Annotated in this window: 14 protein-coding genes and 1 CRISPR repeat array; of the genes, 4 read left to right on the top strand and 10 right to left on the bottom strand. The window is 41.7% G+C overall.

Features of this window, described 5'->3' with window-relative positions:
- Positions 1 to 100 precede the first annotated feature (100 nt).
- The gene (locus BV372_RS22820) at positions 101 to 2,065 is read right to left on the bottom strand and encodes a DNA polymerase III subunit gamma/tau (protein WP_086688783.1); all 1,965 of its coding nucleotides are present in this window, start codon (positions 2,063 to 2,065) and stop codon (positions 101 to 103) included.
- Positions 2,066 to 2,785: 720 nt separating this feature from the next.
- On the opposite strand from BV372_RS22820, the gene BV372_RS22815 reads away from it, so the two are divergent.
- The 3 genes from BV372_RS22815 to BV372_RS22805 all read left to right on the top strand — a co-directional run bounded on the left by BV372_RS22815 (position 2,786) and on the right by BV372_RS22805 (position 8,240).
- A complete protein-coding gene (locus BV372_RS22815; protein WP_086688782.1) occupies positions 2,786 to 3,484 on the top strand; it encodes a hypothetical protein in 699 nt (232 codons plus the stop codon).
- Positions 3,485 to 4,064: 580 nt separating this feature from the next.
- Positions 4,065 to 7,823, top strand: coding sequence for a tetratricopeptide repeat protein (locus BV372_RS22810; RefSeq protein WP_086688781.1), 3,759 nt, complete (start codon positions 4,065 to 4,067; stop codon positions 7,821 to 7,823).
- Between the two features lie 63 nt (positions 7,824 to 7,886).
- Entirely contained in the window at positions 7,887 to 8,240 is a 354-nt protein-coding gene (locus BV372_RS22805) for a helix-turn-helix domain-containing protein (RefSeq protein WP_086688780.1), read from the top strand.
- Positions 8,241 to 8,458: 218 nt separating this feature from the next.
- Here the strand turns inward: BV372_RS22805 and BV372_RS22800 are convergent, their stop codons facing one another.
- From BV372_RS22800 to BV372_RS22765, 8 genes are all read right to left on the bottom strand, one after another.
- The gene (locus BV372_RS22800) at positions 8,459 to 9,283 is read right to left on the bottom strand and encodes a hypothetical protein (protein WP_143845242.1); all 825 of its coding nucleotides are present in this window, start codon (positions 9,281 to 9,283) and stop codon (positions 8,459 to 8,461) included.
- A gap of 339 nt (positions 9,284 to 9,622) precedes the next feature.
- Positions 9,623 to 10,686: direct repeats of the CRISPR family, unit length 37 nt; unit sequence GTTTCAATCCCTAATAGGGATTTTAATTGATTGCAAT.
- Between the two features lie 339 nt (positions 10,687 to 11,025).
- Positions 11,026 to 11,424 carry a salt stress protein, Slr1339 family gene (locus BV372_RS22795; protein ID WP_086688778.1) on the bottom strand — a complete coding sequence of 133 codons (399 nt, stop codon included), beginning with the start codon at positions 11,422 to 11,424 and terminating at the stop codon, positions 11,026 to 11,028.
- A 36-nt stretch (positions 11,425 to 11,460) separates the two neighbouring features.
- Positions 11,461 to 12,066, bottom strand: a complete 606-nt coding sequence (locus BV372_RS22790) for a VWA domain-containing protein (RefSeq protein WP_086688777.1) — start codon at positions 12,064 to 12,066, stop codon at positions 11,461 to 11,463.
- Positions 12,067 to 12,110: 44 nt separating this feature from the next.
- Positions 12,111 to 12,716: a VWA domain-containing protein gene (locus BV372_RS22785; protein ID WP_086688776.1), complete on the bottom strand. Its 606-nt coding sequence runs from the start codon at positions 12,714 to 12,716 to the stop codon at positions 12,111 to 12,113.
- A gap of 61 nt (positions 12,717 to 12,777) precedes the next feature.
- Positions 12,778 to 13,383, bottom strand: coding sequence for a VWA domain-containing protein (locus BV372_RS22780; RefSeq protein ID WP_086688775.1), 606 nt, complete (start codon positions 13,381 to 13,383; stop codon positions 12,778 to 12,780).
- 398 nt (positions 13,384 to 13,781) lie between these two features.
- On the bottom strand, positions 13,782 to 14,519 hold the full coding sequence (locus BV372_RS22775) for a 2-phosphosulfolactate phosphatase family protein (RefSeq protein WP_086688774.1): 738 nt from the start codon (positions 14,517 to 14,519) through the stop codon (positions 13,782 to 13,784).
- A gap of 266 nt (positions 14,520 to 14,785) precedes the next feature.
- A complete protein-coding gene (locus BV372_RS22770) occupies positions 14,786 to 15,370 on the bottom strand; it encodes a cupredoxin domain-containing protein (protein ID WP_179198195.1) in 585 nt (194 codons plus the stop codon).
- Between the two features lie 13 nt (positions 15,371 to 15,383).
- A complete protein-coding gene (locus tag BV372_RS22765; RefSeq protein ID WP_086688773.1) occupies positions 15,384 to 17,720 on the bottom strand; it encodes a heavy metal translocating P-type ATPase in 2,337 nt (778 codons plus the stop codon).
- Positions 17,721 to 18,082: 362 nt separating this feature from the next.
- Here BV372_RS22765 and BV372_RS37195 point away from each other — a divergent pair, with 362 nt between their 5' ends.
- Complete coding sequence (locus BV372_RS37195; RefSeq protein ID WP_086688772.1) at positions 18,083 to 18,382, top strand: hypothetical protein; 300 nt, start codon at positions 18,083 to 18,085, stop codon at positions 18,380 to 18,382.
- Between the two features lie 6 nt (positions 18,383 to 18,388).
- Here the strand turns inward: BV372_RS37195 and BV372_RS22755 are convergent, their stop codons facing one another.
- Entirely contained in the window at positions 18,389 to 19,792 is a 1,404-nt protein-coding gene (locus BV372_RS22755) for a serine/threonine-protein kinase (RefSeq protein WP_086688771.1), read from the bottom strand.
- Positions 19,793 to 20,310 lie beyond the last annotated feature (518 nt).

The following is a 20,310-nucleotide window of genomic DNA, read 5'->3' as shown; positions in this document are numbered from 1 at the left end:
AAGGGGAAGGGGAAAGGGGGAAAGGTTTGATATTTTCCCTTTCCCCTTTAACCTTTTCCCACCTCTTGCAAAAGTGGTTTTTGCAAGAGGTATATTGTTATCAATCGTCGTCGATATCTGATTCATCGATCAAATCAGATCCAACTATAGTGTCAGAAAAAGCTACTGCATCATCTGACAGGCGGATGATTTGGCCTTGAAAAAATTCTGCTAATCGCTGAGCTGCGATCGCTACTTCATCAGTTTCCCAATCGCTAGGAGGTGTTGGGGCTGGGGGCGGCAAAGTTTGCACACCACTAATACCTTTAGGCGCTGACTCAGTTTTTGCTGGTGCTGGTGTGGGTGCTGGCTGTACTGGCGCAGGTGGTGGAATTTGCCTGTCGTAACTGGAAAGTGATGGCTGCTTAACCTTCGATGAGCCATTAGCTGGAGGCTCTTTTTTCGCTGAAGTAGAGGTTGAGGGATTTCCGATTTCTAAGCTAACTTTTACTTCTCGCTGGAAAGTTTGCTGAAAAGCAGCCGTAATCATCTGCAAGTCTGATTGTACTTTTTTATGCCATGCTGCTTTCACGCCAACACGGGCATAAGCACCATCCAATTCTATGAGGTGGCACATTTGCCGCAGTAACTCTCGCCTAGGTATCTGCTGAATATTACTGAGTACTTGCTGCCAAATTTGGGTAAAATCCGATTCTGTATCTTCAATTAACTCCGGTGTTGCTGGTGGTGCTGGGGCTACTGGTTGTACAGGTGGATTTAGTGGCTGCGGTTCTTCAGCTGGCTGAGAAACTCTGACGGTCTCTGGGGGAGGTAATGACACCGCCTTGATAGCAGAGATATTATTTGCTGGCGGTGAGAGTGGGGAAACCGGGGGAGAAGCAACAGTAACAGGAGAGGAGATGATGGGAGGTGAGCTTGGTGATACTGCTGGTGCGCTCACTCTCGGTGCTACGCTTGCGGCTTGCACCGGAATATTTGCACTTGGTAACAATCCCAGCAATGTCACTTCTAACCACAAACGTGGCTGGGTCGTGTTTTTAATTTGTACTTCTGCTTCGCGTAAGTGTTTCTGTCCTGCCAAAATTGTACTTATGTCAAGCTTCTGGGCTAATCCAATAAATGCTTGCCAGGTTTGCTGAGTACAAGCAACCAAATCATGGCGGTTAGGTGCAGTTTTAGCAATGAGTAAATCGCGGTAGCAAGCAGCGAGATTTTGCAGAATAGTTAGCGGTTCTCGACCACGATTGAGGATGTTGCGAGTACAGTCGAGAATTGCTTCTGCATGATCTTGAGCGATCGCATCTAACAGCGCTAGCAAGTCCCGTTCGCTGACTGAACCAACTAAATCCCAAACTCTGTCTGGGATGATTTCGCCCGACAACAGCGCTAATTGGTCGAGTAGACTTTCCGCATCCCGCAATCCTCCCTGAGCAATTTGAGCTACTAAGGTGACAGCATCCAGCGAAATATGAATGTTTTCTTTATGAGCGATCGCACTTAAATGCTTGACCATCGCCTCTAAGTTGATGCGTCTAAAATCAAACCTTTGGCAACGAGAAATAATTGTTGGCAATACTCTCTGGGGGTCAGTTGTCGCTAATACAAAAACTACGTGCTTCGGTGGTTCTTCGAGTGTCTTTAGTAGCGCATTGAATGCCTGCGTACTGAGCATATGGCATTCGTCGATGACATACACCTTATAGCGGCACTGTACTGGGGCAAACTGCGCCTTTTCAATAATTTCGCGGATGTTATCAACACCAGTGTTGCTGGCCGCGTCGATTTCAATCACATCTAGGGAGTAGCCTTTAGTAATGCCCTGACATACATCGCACAAACCACAGGGTTCAGCAGTCGGCTTACCACTCCCAAGACAATTGAGGGATTTGGCGAGAATCCGCGCACTAGAAGTTTTTCCTGTACCTCTGGGTCCAGTAAACAAATAGGCTGGAGCGATTTTAGCTGAGCGGATCGCGTTAGTGAGGGTAGTAGCGATCGCCTCTTGTCCCACTAGTTCGGCAAAACTCTTTGGGCGATACTTGTGGTGCAGGGGTTCGTAAGACATAAGATTGCAGCACCCAGTCGAGTTTGGGATTCTACGATGAGGATATGTTGAGGTTTAACTTACTTTTTTGGGTTCACGGCACTTGCGACAACAGTAAGGCGGCGTGGTGAGTCCAAGACTAGACTAGGGTTGTCGAATTCTACTCCCAAGGAGGCCCGCAAGACAGCTTACCGGAGGCTAAAGTAGCAAGTTTGCTGCTTTTTCCCATGAGGAATTTGCTTGGGAAACCCCAAATTGTTGTTTCCAAATGATTAACTACTGTTTAACAGTTAGTAGACTATTTTTATATCAGTTATTGTTACTCAGTTGTTAGATTCAAAATTTATGTGCTTTCGTATAGCACTTTTTCAGCCATATTTGTACAGGCACAACCCAAGAGGCTTTCACCTGTGGCAATACATTGATTATATCAGACGAAGACAGGGTTTCATAGTTAAGTAGTTATACTTTATACAATAATGTTTAAGTATTATAATTAGCCTTTGTTCTCTGCTCCTGCTGCTCCTACCTCGATATCAGGCGTAGCTTTCAGCTTTTGCGCTATATCTGGTAAACTACCCAGAACCAAGCTCTACTTTAGTCTATTCTTCAAGTTTTGCGTTGCAGCATGAGCAATAGAAAGTTTTTTAAAACAATAGTTCGTGACTGTAGATGAATTATTGAATTCATTCAGGCTATAGTACAGTGCGATCGCTACAATCTTAGGGTAACTAACACTCAATGGTGCAGCAGATGCTCAGGCGGCTAATTCAGTGGCTTAAAAAGTTTTTTCAAAGCTTGTTTGGTGGGAAACCAACCCGCTCTCAAGTTAGGAGAGATCTCCCCCAAGAACCACCGCCACAACTCAGCGATACAGATTTAGAATTTCTGTTCAACGAACTTTTGGAAGGCGTGCATCAAGCACGAGGCCAAGCGTGGGCAGTAAAGTGGCTACATAATATTGAACATCGCATTCCAACTGAACGCTGGGTTGTGTGGTTAGGGGTTTTAGGAGAAAGATTGCTAGCATCACCTACACCTAATAATGAACTAGCAACGCGGTTAGTACAATTAGGAGATCTCGGTGTTGGTGAAGTCGGAGACGTTGCCTATGATATTGGTATGCAATTGCTGACACGCAATCAAGGCGGTGAGCCAATTTGGGAATATGCAGGGCCAGATGCTTTTACGGTATCAGCACCCCAAGAGAGCGACTCCTTAGCAAATGCAGCAGAGACAGAAGAAAATCTTTCTGAAGAAGGTTACCAAACCGTTACCTTAGAACAGTTGTTTGCCATGATGCAGGAGGATGAAACCTTATGCGAGCAGGTTGCCCAACAATTGGGTCTTGAGACAAACGATCCACAAGTTATCATCCAAGCATTAATTAATCAGTACCATACAGCTAATCAAGCGGCTACAGAACAAACAGAATCTTGACTTTCTTGTCCAAAAGCAAAAAAATAGTGCCACAGCGGAGAATTCAAAATTCAAGTTGAGGTAAATCATCTAAGTAAGTCAGCGTTAAAAATTGTCGTTATGACAAGGCAGATGGCAGAGGGCAGATGGTGAGACACTGCGGTGGACGGGTTCCCAAGGCAGTCCGGTCTTGGTGGTTTCCCCAAAGAGGAACTGCCGTCGGCATAAAGAAGGCATTGCGTTGCGCGGGTTCCCCGCGTTGAAGCAACTGCCGTCAAGTGGCGTTAGCGAGGTACGAGCGTCACCCAAAGGGCAGAAGGGAAGAGGTTTTTAGCCAACTTTACTTTTAGTTACATACTTCGGTTTTTTGCGTTATTGTCTAATGACCAATGCCTCATTTTTAAACTAAACTCCCACAGGTTAAAGCCCACAACTAGGGCATGAAAATATTTCTTCCCCTGTTTTCTGTTCCCTATTCCCTATTTTCAAGACATTTCACAACTTTTTTATCTTGTTTCTAGTAGGTTTTTACGTAATTCACGATCTTTTTAACACAACGATGGCTACAATCTAGGTTAAACAAAATCCAAGAGTGTGACAGATGCTCAGGCGTCTATTTCAGTTGCTTAAAAAGTTATTTCAGCATCCTTTTAGCAGTCAGAAAGCTAGATCTCTAAATGCTGCAAGGAGATATGGGGTGGTAAATTCACCACCTGAGCTTACCAATGCGGATTTAGAACTGTTATTTACTCAGTTGCTAGAAGGCGTGCAACAAGCACGAGGCAGACAGTGGGCGCTGAAGTACCTGCAACGGATGGAAAATCGCATTCCTGATGAGCGCTGGATAGATTGGCTGTTGAACTTTGGTGAAAGATTATTAAGTTCGCCTGCACCTAACCATCAGTTAGCAGCGCGGATGATCCAGCTAGGTGAACTGGGGATCGGCAGAATCGGAGACCTTTCTTATGATATTGGTCTAAGCCTCCTGAAGCGCAACTCAGCGACACAATATGAAGAGATTGAGGAGCTAGATCATCATGTGGCTATGGAAAGCATCAGACCTGAAGACCACCTACTAAACTCTCCTGGGCAGGAGTTGATCCGTAACTTGGGCGATCGCTTGTGGGATTATGACGACGATGAGACTGAAATACTTCCAATACCTGAGATCGCCGCTGTTGAAGAAGCATGGACGGGGAATATAGGGGAAGTTTTGTGGGAGTATGAAGGAGAAGATGCCGAAATTCCAACGCGAGCAGCTCTCCTCGATCCTGAAGACGACGATGAAATCGCCAACTTATTCGATTTGTTTTCGGAGCCGGAAGCAGAAGAGAACACAACCACAACGCCAGTTACTAACCTCTCACCCCCCGCAGAAGATACGAGCCTGACACCGCCTACGGAAAACACAAATCTGACCCCCCCGCCAGAAGATGGCAAAGGGGAATTATCAGAAACGGCGACATGGGATAAATCGTTGGCGAAGTTAGAGCCAACAGTCGCCCAAGCTTTTGATGAGTTGTTGGTTAGGTTGGATCAAAGTACTTCTTTAGTCCAAGAACTGGCTTCGGAACTGGCAATTCAGCGCAATAATTCGCAAATCATTCCGCAGCCAAAAATTGATCGGGCGCAAGCTTGGTTTTACCAAGGTCTTCAGCAAGCTAGAACTGGGGATTTATTGGGAGCGATCGCATCTTACGACGCCGCAATCGAACTCAAACCCCATGTTGATGAATATTGGTTTAACCGAGCTTTGACACTATTTCATTTAGAACATTTTGTTGAGGCGATCGCATCTTACGAAAAAGCCATAGAAATTAAACCCGATTACTACAAAGCTTGGTATAACCGGGGTGGAATTCTGGGTGAATTAGGAGAATTTAGCGAAGCTGTGATTTCTTTTGAGCGAGTAATCGCAATCAAACCAGATTATCCTGAAGCTTGGGCTAGCAGAGGTTTAGCACTAATGAAGTTAGGGCAATTATTAGAAGCAATTGCCAGTTACGACCAAGCCCTACTTCTGCAACCACAAGACCCGGAAAACTGGTATTACCGAGGTATAGCCTTGGGTGTTAGCGAGCAACATGAAGAAGCGATCGCATCTTACGATAAAGCTTTAGAAATTCAACCCGATTACTACGAAGTCTGGATTGATCGGGGCGTGGTGTTGTTTAATTTGGGACAGTGGTCAGAAGCGATCGCTTCTTGGGACAAAGCACTCTCAATTCAAACCGACTTCTACCTAGCTTGGTATAACCGAGGTGTAGCTTTAGAAAATTTAGGACGCCGCGAAGAAGCAATTGACTCCTATCGCAAAGCGATAGCCATCAAACCCGACTTCCATTTAGCTTGGTACAATCAGGCGGTAGCGCTGTTTTATTTAGGACAATATGCAGATGCGATCGCTTCTTATGATAGTGCTTTACAAATTAAATTTGATTACTGGGAAGCTTGGATTGGGCGAGGAACATCTGCTGGTAATTTAGTTAATCCTGATGCTCTGTCTGGTTTGTTTACTACCATCACAGCTACAAATGCGGCTCTCAAGCAAAGTGGTTATGAAGGAAAATTAGCTAGCTACGAAGCTGGCTTGAAATATGTTCGCCCAGATACTCACCCAGAAGGTTGGGGCAGATTACATTTCGCGATCGCCAATACGCATTACGATCAAGGCAAGAAAGATGGTGTCATCCGTAGTCATTGGCAAAAAGCTGTAGCTGAGTATAATCAGGCACTATTAACCTTGACGAGCGAAGATTTTCCCCAGTTACATCTGGAAGTTTTACAATCCCTAATCAAAACGCTTATAGGTTTAGGACAAACAGCACAAGCACAAGAATTCCTGAAATACAGCACAAATTTATTACAACAATTGCTCGGTGATTCTACTCGTGCTGATGATAGTAAAAAACAGCTAGCTCTGAAATTTGCAGGTTTGAGGCAATTAGTAGTTGATTTAGCTGTAGATTATGGTGACTTAGTTGAAGCGTGGGAAATTGCCGAACAAGCTAAAAATGCTTGTTTAACCTGGCTGCTTGATAGTTGGCAAGAAGAGATTGAGTCACTGAGCTATGCTGAAGTTCAGCCACTCCTAAATCCTCAAACAGCAATTATTTACTGGCATATTAGCCCAGCCGCTTTACACACATTCATTCTCAAAGATCAAGCTCCTTCACCTATCCTAATATTCACACCAATGCAAGATGCGGGAGAATTTAGCTTAGGAAAAAGCTCAATGCGTCTGCATGAAGTTCCCCTCCCTGAAGCAGTTAGACGTTTAATCGCTTTTGAAAATTGGTTGGAAGATTGGAATCAACAATACCAAGAATATTGCAACTACTCTTTAGATAAACAAAATCAAAGCAATCATTCTTGGCGAGTGGATATGGAACAAAGGCTATTAGAGCTAAAAAATATCCTCAACATTTCCACCATTACACAGGAACTAGAAGGAATTACCAAACTAATTTTAATTCCTCACCGTGACTTGCAAAAATTACCTCTCCATGCGCTTTTTAGCTCCTCTTCTGTTGAAGAAGAATTGTCAAGCGAAGAGGCGAATTTTACTATTAGCTATTTGCCCAGCGTCCAAACAGGATTAACAGTAGAACCTGAAATCATAGGCGATAAAAATAATTCATTATTCCTCAGCGTAGAAAATCCGCATAGCACAGATTATCCTCCGTTAAAATTTGCTAAACTCCAAGCGGAAATTGTCAGCCAAATATTCCCTAATTCTCACCGTCTCCAGGGAGCGCAAGCTAATAAAAATAACGTACATGATGCATTTGTTGATGACTACAATATATTTCACTTCATAGGGCATATCATTAACAATTCTAGTGAACCGAAAAAATCAGAATTGGCATTAGCTGGTGCAGATAAGCTCACGTTAGAAGAAATCTGTCAACAATCTTTAGTAAGTTACAACCTAGTTAACCTATCGGCTTGTGAAACTACAACTACAAGTAATCACACAGTGACTAGCGAATATGTGAGTTTAGTTAATGGTTTTCTAAGTGGAGGAGTTTCCCAGGTTATAAGTACTTTGTGGACTGTAGAATCAGTCGCCAATGACTTGACAATTGTAGAGTTTTATCGACGACTACAGCCAAATAAATCAGCAGCTACTACCTTAGCTGAAGTTACAGCATGGCTGAGGGAACTAACTGCAAAGGAACTGACGAAATGGTATGAAGATTTACTGAATAATCTACATCCCGAAGATTTAAGAATTAGGACGCATGTAGCAACACAAATGTATAGAAGCAGTAAGCTACCACCAGAGCAAAAGCTTTATTGTCATCCTTATTATTGGGCGGCATTTACAATCACAGGTAAGCCAAGTGAAATTATTTAAGTAGTCATCATGAACTGAAAAACGGACTAACAGGACAAATGACAAATCACAAATAACAAAACTATGGAAACTAAAGCGGAAAACTCTACCAGGCTAACTTGCGAAGTAGAAATTACATTAGAGGTGATTGGTGGACGCTGGAAAGTTTTGATTATTAGAGAACTAATGGCAGGTGTAAAACGCTTTGGTGAATTACAGCGCGCCTTACCCGGAATTACGCAAAAGATGCTGACTCAGCAACTCAGGGAAATGGAAGATGATGGCATTATTCATCGCGAGGTTTATCCACAAATTCCCCCCAAAGTAGAATATTCACTCACATCTTTGGGGGAAAGCCTGCAACCAATTCTCAATGCAATGCATGAATGGGCTGTGAAACATTTATCTCAAATACGTCGCCATCGAATTGATGAATAGTAATAGTTAGTTTCAATCCCTGATAGGAATTTTAATTAATTGGAACGCACCCTTTGGGGCGGCCGCATCTAAATTTGTCTTGATCGCAACCAAGGTTAAGAAGCAACGAAAAAATCAGCATTTCTCGGTTGATTTATTTTCCAAGCCTCAAAGCGATGTCTACGACGGGCTACGCCTACGTTTAAATCTTTGTCAATAAATAAGTCTTGAGGTTTTCCCTAGCTTCGACAGAATATTTCTTCTGTTCTGCCCTGATAAGTAAGTTGGCCATGCGAAACCGCAGTACCGAGATGAAAGCTAAAGTTAGCCACACCTATACCTTTCTCACCAACTACTTCTAAAGTAAATTCTCCACTATGACCCGAACTACCTGAATCAGCCATAACATAGTTTTTACCTGAGGTGGGTGCAGCATATTTCACGTTGCCTACTCGCTTTATAATAGGCTGACAAGTTTTGATTGTGTCTACAACTCCTTTGTATTCGTTAAATGCTTTGTATGCCCATTGCTGTCGAACAACAGACGTAGCCGTTACACCAGGAAAACTGCTGTTGTGAACCCAGATAACAGTTAAGGCAAGTAGGGCAAGTAGGGACGGAATTAAGGTTCTAAATAATAAAACTCTGGGATGGAAATTAGATTTTCTTCGTGGGAATTCACAAGCAGTACGAATCCCTAAAATAGATAGCAAAACCGAAACAGGCAAGATTACAAAGGGTGAAGTGAGTTGGTGCGACCTCTGGGTTAGTAAATTGAGGGAGAGGGGTAAGCTACCAACCAGCAAACCGATGATGCCACCTAACACCAGAAACGACGGCTCAATTTCTGATTTTTGGGAAGACATCTGTTGCAACACAAGAGCCGTCATAGAGATACCAAGAACATATAGCGCTAAACCTATAATGGCTACTAAGTCATACCACCCGCTAATGCTCATGTCACGATAGTTAAGGAAATAAACATTGGCGGGTGTAAACAAACCAATACATGCAGTTAGAACCCCTACCGACACAACCAGTAGCGAAACTACATTCTTTCTCACGTACTGAGCGCTCCTTTGAATAAATAGTTTCTCTGAATACAGAGTATTACTTTTTGACTTTGGACAAAAAAAGAGTTATTCGCGAAAATTACACGCGAATAATACAAATGATTGATTTTGTTTATAGCGGTTCCCATTCTGCTAAGGTACGAAATTATCTGTGTTCATCTGTAGTTAATTACTTCTTCCTGTACCTCACTGGCTTGGTAAACGCTATATCATTTTCTTAATTTGTGCCATTATCTAAAGCATTTTGAAATCTTTATTAGTTTTTATTAGTAAATAAGATGCGTTTGCTCTAACGCACTTTTCGCCTTTGACTTCAAAATTAAATATTAAGTTTCAATCCCTAATAGGGATTTTAATTGATTGCAATTGGCAAGTCCTTCCAGTTGCTAGGGGTTGAATCGTTTCAATCCCTAATAGGGATTTTAATTGATTGCAATGCAGCAGGCCAGCCGATACGCTGCCAACTGCAAGTTAAGTTTCAATCCCTAATAGGGATTTTAATTGATTGCAATGCGGTCGGATGTTGCGAATTTTTAAGAGAGTTTGAACTGTTTCAATCCCTAATAGGGATTTTAATTGATTGCAATTTGATTAACTATGTCTGTTGTATCAATCCCATCATACTGATAGTTTCAATCCCTAATAGGGATTTTAATTGATTGCAATATTGGAACTCATATCGCAAAGTCACTCGACCTGGAAGAGGTTTCAATCCCTAATAGGGATTTTAATTGATTGCAATTCTAGCGCTCCTTTACTCCCTTTGATTAATATTGTGTTTCAATCCCTAATAGGGATTTTAATTGATTGCAATCCCCATCGTACTGATAAACCGTAATACCCAAATCAATGGTTTCAATCCCTAATAGGGATTTTAATTGATTGCAATGATTTTTGTGTCTAAGAATTTCGTGGCTTATGGCACGTTTCAATCCCTAATAGGGATTTTAATTGATTGCAATTGCATTTCTCTTTCAATTACTCCTCATATCCCTGAAACGTTTCAATCCCTAATAGGGATTTTAATTGATTGCAATGTTAATAGTCATTAGTTAATAGGTACAAAAAAATGTTTCAATCCCTAATAGGGATTTTAATTGATTGCAATTCTTCATTCCCACCAGATTCAAGAACTAAAGATGCGTTTCAATCCCTAATAGGGATTTTAATTGATTGCAATTACCTCACCTAGATAAGCTTGTATCTTATGGTTTCTTGTTTCAATCCCTAATAGGGATTTTAATTGATTGCAATGTTCTTTTACGATGTTCTTTTACGATGTTCTTTGTTTCAATCCCTAATAGGGATTTTAATTGATTGCAATTGGACTAGCCTCTAATCCTGGGGCTAACGTTGCGTTTCAATCCCTAATAGGGATTTTAATTGATTGCAATCGCCCAGAGTTGAAAGCATTGATATATTTGGTTTTCAAGGTACAGTTGCGTCAACCTCCAATCAAAGTAACTTTTGGGGCATTGAGTTGTCAAGGGTGTCATGGATAAAATAAGCTCAAAAGCTTGTATAGCAAGGGTTAGAGAGTTTGCGTCAACCTTCAAATAGGTGCAAAACTGTTCAAAAGCAGAGGCAGTAAGCTTTTGGGGCGCAAAATTCGACTCTTATTTTCAAACACCTACTGGTTGACGCCAGACTCAAGCAAAAAAAACTCTGGTATCGATTGGTATTTCGCCGTTGATGAATTGAATTTCCTATAAAGTTTTCTGATCTTACATTTACTAATTATTTTGCAAATATTCAATCGCTGCCTCTAATTTTGAAGGATATGCTTCAGCAAATCTTTCAAACCACAGCCCTTCTGGTGAGAATGGATCTAATTTGGCTAGCCATTCTTTGGCCTGATTTTTTAAAGCTTCTCGTTGTTTTGCTTTGAGTTTTTCTTGGCGGATTCTTTCCTGTTCTAGTTCTTGCTGTCGTTTTAACTCCTCAGCCATATCCTGTTCGACAAAATCAGCCTTAACTTCCTCCAAAAGGCTATCTATTAAAGAGGCTGCTTTTGGTGAGGGTTGGATGAATGGTTGAGCTAAGTTTGGCTGAGGTTGTGGCTGCGGCTGAGGAGGTTTTGCTTCTTTGTATTCAGTTTTGAGTTCAGCTAACAGCTTATCAATGGCATCCATTGTTTAAGTCCTGTAAAGAAGATAGCTAGTGTTCTGCTAGTCATTAATGGCATTGAGCAACACTTCCGATAGACTCATATCTTCCATATCTTCCATTGTTATGGTGTCGCAGATATCAAACTTAGCACCAGCCCCTTGGAGTTCATCATCTAAGACTTTAAGAAAGCGAGTAGCTTGGGCATCTGTGCCAACTTGAATGAAGGAAATAGCTAGTTCTTCATCGCGATCCATGTGGCGAGAAGCTTCAATAATGACTTTCATTACTGCTTTGCGATCGTCTGGTTCGCCATCGGTAACAACTAAAATTGTCTCACCATTTGGCTTAGTTTTATTTGCCGCTTTGCGTTGAAAGTAATCATCAGTTGCATGTTTTAGAACTCCTGCCAAATCAGTGGTTCCAGAGGGGTCATTTTCTCGAAAAATTTGTCCCACCTTAGCCGAAGTGACATTTTCATAGCGCTTGAATTTCCCAGAAAATACGTAAATAGTAATACCATCTGGATCAAATTGTTCACACTTACTAGCTAAGGCTAAGGTAGATTCCTGGGCGGCTACCCATCTGGTTCTACCACCTTTCTGATCTGGGGTAGCCATGCTGCCGCTTTTGTCGATAATTAAGGTGTAATCACGATTTTCTAGCATTTCTAACTTCTCCAAGTATTAAATAAAAACTTCTAAATTCTTAATTAGTCAGTTATCGCCTTAATTAATACATCGGTAAGGCTCATTTCTTCTAATTCATCTAAAGTAATAGTGTCACAAATATCAAATTTAGCGCCAACGCTTTGCAACTCATCATCTATAGCATGGAGAAACTTTGTGGCTTTGCTATCAGCGCCTACTTGAATTAGAGAAATTCTTAATTCTTGAGGATTCTCCAAGCGCTGAGTGGCCTTGATAATTACTTCAAATACAGCTTGGCGATCGCCTGGTGCTCCATCAGTGACAACTAAAATTACTTCTCCCGCTGGCTTGGTTTTACCATCTGCTTTGCGTTGAAAATAGTTATTAATTGCGTCTTGCAGTACACCTGCTAAGTTGGTTGTATCTCCAGGTATATTTTCTGTGAAAATGTGCTTAATTTGATCTACGGTGACATGATCGTAACGCTTAAATCCTTTAGCAAACAGATAAATCGTGATCCCATCTAAGTCAAACTCTTCACATCTAGCAGCTAAAGCAAATGTTGATTCTTGTAGTGCTGTCCATCTACTCCTGCCATTTTTTTGATCTATCGTAGCCATACTGGCACTTTGATCAATAATTAAGGTGTAATCACGATTTTCTAGCATCGATTAATTCCTCACAACTTGCTCATAATTAATTAGATAAAACTTACAGACTTAGTGACGATTAATCAGTTATTGCATTCATTAAGACATCTGCAAGACTCATTTCTTCTAAGTCGTCTAAAGTGACAGTGTCGCAGATATCAAATTTAGCGCCAACACTTTGTAACTGATCGTCTAAAGCTTTGAGAAACTTAGTAGCTTGGGCATCTGTACCAACTTGAACAATAGAAACTGCTAATTCTTCATCCCGTTCCATTTGGCGGGTAGCATTAATAATTACCTCAAAGACAGCTTTGCGATCGTCTGGTTCGCCATCAGTGATCACTAATATTGTTTCGCCATTGGTTTTGGTTTTACCCGCAGCTTTCCGTTTAAAGTAATTATTGAGTGCGTCTTGCAGTACTCCTGCTAAATTGGTCGTCCCAGCAGGATCGTTTTCTTGAAATATCTGCGCAACTTTAGCTGATGTTACATCATCATAGCGTTTAAACCTCCCAGAAAATACGTAAACTGTAATCCCATCAGGATCAAACTGTTCGCACTTTCTCGCCAACGCTAGAGTAGATTCTTGCGCTATGTCCCATCTACTTCTCCCACCTGCTTGGTCAGGAGTGGACATACTACCACTCTTGTCAATAATCAATGTATAGTCCCGGTCACTCATCATAGTATTCCTTTGATTGTTACCCTGTGGTTCTAGTCTAACCGTTGGGTAATAGTACGACATCTTTGGAAGATGCTTTGTAATAATGATTTAAGTAGTTAATTATTATGTATGTTTTTATGCAAATATAACCGTATGAGCACGGAATAAAATTAATGGTCTTGGCTTTTGTATACAGATTGCATAATTAGGATGGACAAGATGCCCATACGCGTCAACTTAAGCCTAGGGAATGAATTCGCGCACCACTTGCTTCAAGCCAGGAAACCCATGCAGCGCAGTAGCTTCCCTACAAGTTAGAGACGTGACAGATGAGTATTGTTTGAGATTTTTGAAATAGCTTTAGAGACATTGCAGGCAACGTCTCCAAATTTCAAAATTGCTATAACCTTTAAATATAGTTAATGGTGAGGTTTAAGAACTCCGAGTTCTTGCTGTATAGGCAACACATCTAAAATATCGGTTTGGGAACAATATTTTAGATCTTCATAGCATTCCAGGCGCAACAAACGTTTGCCGTGACTGGCTTGGTGTAAAAGTCCTAACAAGTTATCTTGCCATTGAGAGTAAAGAGCGATCGCACTAATCACTTCATCATTCCCAGCTATTTCATCTTGTGATAATTGTGTATGTTGCAAAATACTATGAGCGATCGCACCTGCACATACTGTATCTTCTAGAGAAAAGCTGCCTTCCCAACCTGAACCGACAATCCAGACAGTTTCCGGTTGCTTTTCAACCAGAAAGTTAACTACCGCAGCACGGTTGATCAAGGCTGCTGCAAGTACAGTTGGGGCGTCTTGTACCCGCTGTAAGGCACGAGTGCCATTGGTGGTACTAATAAATAAGCGCCGTCCCTGTACAAGTTCTGGTGTGCAATCGAGGGGCGAATTACCCAAGTCAAAGCCAGCTACTTTTGAACCACCGCGTTCTCCAGCTCGCAGCCGTTTAACAGGGGGCCATTTGTCGCTGACTTCTATGAGTTGATCTAAATCGCTGAACACTTGTACAGCTTCGCCCCCAGCTGCCAAAACTGTCGCCATTGTGCTAGTAGCTCGCAGAACATCGACTGCGATCGCACATTCTGGAGCTTGATCTGTTGGAGTTAATTCCGGGGTGTGATAAACGAATAGCTTCACGTTTTAGATAAGCCTGATCTAATGCTGCCGAGAAACATTTTAACCAGTAGGTGCCATCTAAAGTAAGTAAGAATTCTCAAGGTTTAAGAGTGAGAATGCTCTATGATGATCTCTAATGCAGAGACAGGAAGACGCAGAGATTGATAATAGTTATGGGTTTGTCATTGGTCACTGGGCATTGGGTATTGAGGATTTCTTCCCTTGCTCCCATTTCTCCCCACACACCCCACACTCCCCACCCTCTCCCACACTACCTTGTCCTTTTTTCACCCCTGACGGTCAAATTTTTTCATCGGGACTGCCATCTGCCTTTCTTCGCTCAACTCAGCAGACTGAACTTCTATAACGCCTCGGAACATATTCATACCGCAGGTGAAAGTATAAGTGCCTGGATTACCGGGTGTAAATTCAATGGCTGTGACTTTGTTGAGTGGCAAATCTTGGGCTATATGGAAATCAGGGAGCTTGATTTCTGCCAAACAACTGCTAGAGTCACGTCGGAGGAAATTTAGGCGCACTGGCTGATTAGCATTAACTACAACTCGGCTCGGTTCATAGCCGCCATCTACGGTAATGCTCACCTCTTGAATACCATTATTTGCTTGTGCTGTTTGAGATTTGGGTTTGCTCAACAGAAACCACCATAACTCCAAGCCAATTAATGCCAAGCCGCCAACTGTAACTGCACCTTTAATTGCTAGTGGTTGCTCAATCGGTTGAAATTCTGTCCTTGATGATTTTTCGGAGGCTGGCATTTCATGAGTCATTTGTGCTACTGCTGTACTTGAAGCTACGCCAAACAGCAATCCCAAGCTAACTATACTGCGGAGAATTACTTTGCGACTCAACATTTTGATCTCTCTGTTATAAAACTGTTTTTGCTTGGAAATTACGCAGACGCAGAGCGTTTGTGACCACAGAAACCGAACTAAATGCCATTGCTGCACCTGCAACGATCGGGTTTAGCAACCAACCAAAGAAGGGGAAAAGAATACCAGCGGCAATGGGAATACCAGCAACATTGTAAATAAAGGCAAAGAATAAGTTTTGCCGGATGTTGCGAATTGTAGCGCGGCTGAGTTGAATGGCTGTGACAATACCTTGTAGATCGCCAGATATCAGCGTAATATCACTAGCTGCGATCGCTACATCTGTGCCAGTCCCAATTGCAATACCCACATCGGCTTGAGCCAAAGCTGGTGCATCATTTATCCCATCACCAACCATTGCGACAATTTTGGATTTTGGATTTTGCGAAAAGTTGTAAGGAGGGTTTCCCTCCTTAGCAAACTTTTCAAGACGGATTTTGGATTTTGAATCTACTTGCAGAGACTTAATCACCGCCGCCTTTTGATCTGGGCGGACTTCTGCTAAGACGCGCTTGATCCCAACTTCACGGGCGATGGATTCTGCGGTAGGGCGATTGTCTCCCGTCAGCATCACCACTTCTAAACCGAGTTTTTGCAATGCTTTGACTGCTTGTGCAGAAGTGGGTTTAATGGCATCAGCAATTCCCATTAATCCTTTGATTTGTCCATCAACTGCAATCCAAATTGCAGTTTTACCCAAATATTCTAAACGCTGTTTATCTTTTTCTAATTCTTGGGTGTTAATGCCCAATTCTGCCATCCAACGTTGTGTACCGATTTGTACTTGACGGTGGGAAACAATAGCTTGTACTCCACTACCCGCAACTGCTTCAAAGCCTTTAACTTCCGCTAAATCCACTTCTTGAGATTGAGCATATCTCACAACCGCCTCTGCTAGGGGATGTTCAGAATTGCGTTCCACAGATGCGGCTAGTTGTAGTAGTTTGATTTCATTACCATTAGCAGTGCCGTTGACTGTGACAAAATCAGTAACTGTTGGTTTACCTTGGGTAATTGTTCCTGTTTTGTCCAAGACAATGGTTTGAATTTTGTGTGCTAGTTCTAGGCTTTCGGCTCCTTTAATTAAAATGCCGTTTTCTGCACCTTTCCCTGTTCCTACCATTACCGAAGTTGGTGTGGCTAAACCTAAAGCACAAGGACAGGCAATAATTAATACCCCAACTGTAGCAATCAACGCTAAGGTGGGATTGCCCATAAAGTTGAACCAGATAATAAAAGTGAGAAGAGCGATCGCAATCACTACAGGTACAAACCATGCAGTTACTTGGTCTGCCAAACGTTGAATTGGGGCTTTAGAACCTTGCGCCTGCTGCACTAGTTGGACAATCTGCGCCAATACGGTATCTTTGCCAACTCGCGTCGCTCGAAACTGAAAACTACCAGTTTTGTTAATAGTAGCTCCAATCACTTCATCACCGACTTGCTTTTTGACTGGTACACTTTCCCCAGTTACCATCGCTTCATCAACTGTAGATGTTCCCTCAATGATTTCTCCATCTACAGGAATCTTTTCCCCAGGACGAACCAGCACCACATCACCAATTTGCACTTCTGCAATTGGCACATCTACCTCGCGTCCGTTGCGCATCAGCCGTGCAGTTCTGGCTTGTAACCCGATGAGTTGGCGAATAGCTGCGGAAGTTTGCCCTCTAGCACGATTTTCTAGCCACCTTCCTAAAAGAAGTAAGACAATAATCACAACAGCGGCTTCATAATATACATCCGGCATCAATCCTTGAGCAATCAAGAAACCGGGGAACACTGTCACTGCAAGCGAATAGATATATGCTGCCCCCGTCCCTAGAGAAACTAGAGTATCCATTGTTGCAGTGTGGCGTTTAAAAGCTTTCCAGGCATTTCTAAAGAAATCGGCACCGCACCAAAACAACACCGGAGTTGTCAGCACGAACTGCACCCAAGGATTATGCAACCATGCGGGAATCAAGGATAAATTTAACCCTGTCATCATTGGTAACGAACCAATTACTAACAAAACACCAATCACCGCACCCACAAACACTTTCCGCAGCAAGTGGCGAGATTCCCGCAACCGATCTGTTTTCTCCCCATCATCTTCTTCAGCTAGCAAGTTTTCTTCTTGCAGCGGATAAGCAGAGTAACCGGCTGCATCCACTGCATCTTGGATAGCTTGTAAATCAGTTTTTTTAGGGTCATACTCTACTGTGGCCTGCTCTACGCCAAAATTCACACTACATTCATTAACACCAGAGACAGAGCGAATTGCATCTTCAACACCTCTAGCACAAGAGGCGCAACTCATGCCGCGCAGTTTGAGTGTGGCATTCTCCATATAATTCCTCCAATTACCAAATGGAGTTCACAACTGATTCCATCTTGAATCCTCCAGTGCCCTGGAGAGTCAAGGGGTTGTAATAAAGAATTTTTTCACGGCACACACTATAAATACTTATGAGCAGAAATATCTTGAGTGTTGAAGTGGGGATTGAGGATGATGCGATCGTGATCGCTGTTATGAGTTTGTGAATTCTACCAATTCAAAAAATCTATGTAGCATACCAATGATCTATAGCGCCTTTGTATAAGAAATAAGCTAGCCTAAGTAAAAAAATTAGCTAAGAAACGGCTCCTTAGTAAAGGCTGTCAATCATTGGTAGTAAAGGTTTTCGGATACCAATTCTGCGCAACTTCCTTGTGCGGTCGCAGCTATTTAAGGATGCTAAATTTGATTGGTACGGTGAAAATTATCTACGGCTTCTAGTCAATGCCATTTATGGAGGTATTTGGATTTTTTGGTACACTCAGCTTGGTAAATATCAAGTTAGATTCACCAATGAAAATTCATTGCCAAAGAAGAAAATGCTTACATTAAAAGAAGGATGGGCTGAAATTGATGGATTCTGGACAGGGAAACTTACATCACACTTTGCAGATTTAATTCTTAAAATTGCCATATCTCAGATCAACCCCAATTCGTACATTTTTCCTAAATAAAGTTTTTTATGGGTGAGGGCGGGTGCAATATAACGAGTTACGGTCTTTGTAATCGTGATGGCTAGCCTTTGGTTTGTCTGGGTAAAATCTTCTACAATACTCATCTAAGTCAAGACCCCACGGTATGCGTTGCGTAATCTCCCAAGGATTCTTTTTTCTACGTTCATATAGACAAGCCCAACGAAAGATAGGCCAAACGTTATTTAAGTCATTCCTGTATTGTAGTCCTATTTTGTGAATAGGAATTTTGTTTTTCATTTCCTCAGTATCTTTATAAATAAAGTCTTCTTGACATACATCATTCAGATTAATTTTAACCTCATTATTCTCATAAGGTTGTTTAGGTTCGTCCATAGGTAGGGGTATTGCTTTCGGAGTTGGGGTTGTTTCTACCTGAGGTTTTCTGGGGCTAGAAAAACTGTAAAACACAGAAATCAGTGACAATAAGAATGAAAAAATAATCAAAGAAAAACTAGCTTGATTTTTAATTAAATTAGGTACTAAACTCTTGTGTGAACTCGGTGTTGACGGTAATTCATGCTCTCCTGTATGTTGAGTAGACTTAAGTGGTATCGTTGATATAGATTTAATTGCTTCATTAAGTGCAATCAATGTTTCCATCGCTGACTTATACCGTAGCTCAAAATTTTGATGCACCATTTCGTCTAGAACAAGAGCAAGAGTATTGTTTACCCGTAGTGCATGTTTGCGCCACATTAAATTTCCGGATGTGTCTTTTTCTAAACTACAAGGGTGTAATCCAGTCAAAGCTTGAATGGCTACTATTCCTACAGCATAGATATCGCTACTTTGTCGAGGATTACCATTCTCTTGTTCGGTTGGCATATAACCAGAGGTTCCTACTTTACCTGTTATGCTGACTTCTCCTTTCAAGCCAACTAGAGTGCTGATTTCTTTGACAACCCCAAAATCAATCATTATAATTTTGTCATCAAAGCTTCGCCGTATTAAATTCGAGGGTTTAATGTCTCGATGGATCACATTATGCCGATGAACAAAGTCTAAAACTTGTAGAATATCTTGCAACAAAGCAATCACCTTGTTCTGACTTAGACAATTGCCTGAGGTAATTTCATGACTCAGATCGTGCCCATCAATGAATTCTTGAACAAGGTAAAATTCTCCCTTTTCTTCAAATTGAGCTAACAATTTAGGAATTTGATCATGCTTCTCTCCTAATCGTTCCAGAACTTTGGCTTCCCTTTCAAACATTTCTCTGGCTAACGATAGAACATTAGGATTCTTACTTTGTATATTAAGTTGTTTGACTACGCATTTGGGATGGCTTGGTAGATCTTTATCTAGAGCTAGGTAAGTGATTCCATATCCTCCGCTTCCCAGCATTCTTTCAATCTGGTAACGCCCTCGGATTATTGTTCCATCGTTCATGTTAGGCTATCCATTTACTAGTATATTGTTGTGAAATCACACTGTAGATTAGAAAAAAATTACCTGTCGTTTAGCTTCCAAGGCTTTATTGGAGCGACACTTACCTGTTCTGCGACAACTAAGTGTCGCAGAACAGGTAAAACCGTTATCCTAGGCAGTTAAACATACTTTTTTAATTTTGATTAAAAGTAAATATTTTTTATAGATGCTATATTTAACTTCAAAGCCTTCTCAAGCATTTCCAAAAAAGTTGAGAAAAAATTTTTGTGCAAGCTTGAATTTAAAGCCATTAGTAAGCTGTGAGCCTTGCGCCAAATATATTGGATTTTACATTTTTTAGTATAAAATGTATTGAGGCAAAAATAGTATTTGCGGTTACTCGTGAAAATCAGAACTGCGTAAACTTTTGTGTGTTTAGAAAGATAACATTTCAAAGTCCGTTATACCAACAGTTTCAGTTACAGGACTTACGCAACTGTCACAAGCAATGGCGCGGCTACACCGCGCCGAGCGCCAAG

The sequence above is a fragment of the Nostoc sp. T09 genome, assembly GCF_002154695.1.
Classification (GTDB): Bacteria; Cyanobacteriota; Cyanobacteriia; order Cyanobacteriales; family Nostocaceae; genus Aulosira.
The sequence above is the reverse complement of the archived record's forward strand: the minus strand, read 5'-3'. Positions and strand labels throughout refer to the sequence as shown.

Coding starts and splice junctions, on each gene's coding strand:
- BV372_RS22820 (WP_086688783.1), bottom strand. CDS start 2,065: ATGTCTTACGAACCCCTGCACCACAAGTATCGCCCAAAGAGTTTTGCC.
- BV372_RS22815 (WP_086688782.1), top strand. CDS start 2,786: ATGGTGCAGCAGATGCTCAGGCGGCTAATTCAGTGGCTTAAAAAGTTT.
- BV372_RS22810 (WP_086688781.1), top strand. CDS start 4,065: ATGCTCAGGCGTCTATTTCAGTTGCTTAAAAAGTTATTTCAGCATCCT.
- BV372_RS22805 (WP_086688780.1), top strand. CDS start 7,887: ATGGAAACTAAAGCGGAAAACTCTACCAGGCTAACTTGCGAAGTAGAA.
- BV372_RS22795 (WP_086688778.1), bottom strand. CDS start 11,424: ATGGATGCCATTGATAAGCTGTTAGCTGAACTCAAAACTGAATACAAA.
- BV372_RS22790 (WP_086688777.1), bottom strand. CDS start 12,066: ATGCTAGAAAATCGTGATTACACCTTAATTATCGACAAAAGCGGCAGC.
- BV372_RS22785 (WP_086688776.1), bottom strand. CDS start 12,716: ATGCTAGAAAATCGTGATTACACCTTAATTATTGATCAAAGTGCCAGT.
- BV372_RS22780 (WP_086688775.1), bottom strand. CDS start 13,383: ATGATGAGTGACCGGGACTATACATTGATTATTGACAAGAGTGGTAGT.
- BV372_RS22770 (WP_179198195.1), bottom strand. CDS start 15,370: ATGTTGAGTCGCAAAGTAATTCTCCGCAGTATAGTTAGCTTGGGATTG.
- BV372_RS22765 (WP_086688773.1), bottom strand. CDS start 17,720: ATGGAGAATGCCACACTCAAACTGCGCGGCATGAGTTGCGCCTCTTGT.
- BV372_RS22755 (WP_086688771.1), bottom strand. CDS start 19,792: ATGAACGATGGAACAATAATCCGAGGGCGTTACCAGATTGAAAGAATG.